The following is a 235-nucleotide window of genomic DNA, read 5'->3' as shown; positions in this document are numbered from 1 at the left end:
CTGGTGTAACCGGGGGTGCCGGCAGGTACAGTGCAAACCCGCCGCCGCTTTGGATTTAGCGACGTATCCAGCAAGGTGTTGCAGCCAGGGGAAAGCGCCGTCGCTGCGGCGCGCGTGGACCCCGCTGCCCAGGTTCTCGGCAAGCGCCGCTGGTATCTCCCGTCGCTGAGGTTCGATGCGGTCGCGCCGCTTTGCCGGCGCACTCCAAAGCAGTCCGGAATCCATAAAGAGCCTA

The 235-nt window shown here is 65.1% G+C and carries 1 protein-coding gene; it reads right to left on the bottom strand.

Going from position 1 to position 235, the window contains the following annotated elements; translation table 11 throughout:
- Positions 1-225 (bottom strand): hypothetical protein (locus tag BQ17_RS22915; RefSeq protein ID WP_218068335.1); only part of this gene is annotated, 225 nt, incomplete at its 3' end.
- Between the last annotated feature and the right edge of the window lie 10 nt (positions 226-235).

Source organism: Candidatus Thiosymbion oneisti (assembly GCF_900092655.1).
GTDB classification, from domain to species: Bacteria; Pseudomonadota; Gammaproteobacteria; order Chromatiales; family Chromatiaceae; genus Thiosymbion; species Thiosymbion oneisti.
The sequence above is the reverse complement of the archived record's forward strand: the minus strand, read 5'-3'. Positions and strand labels throughout refer to the sequence as shown.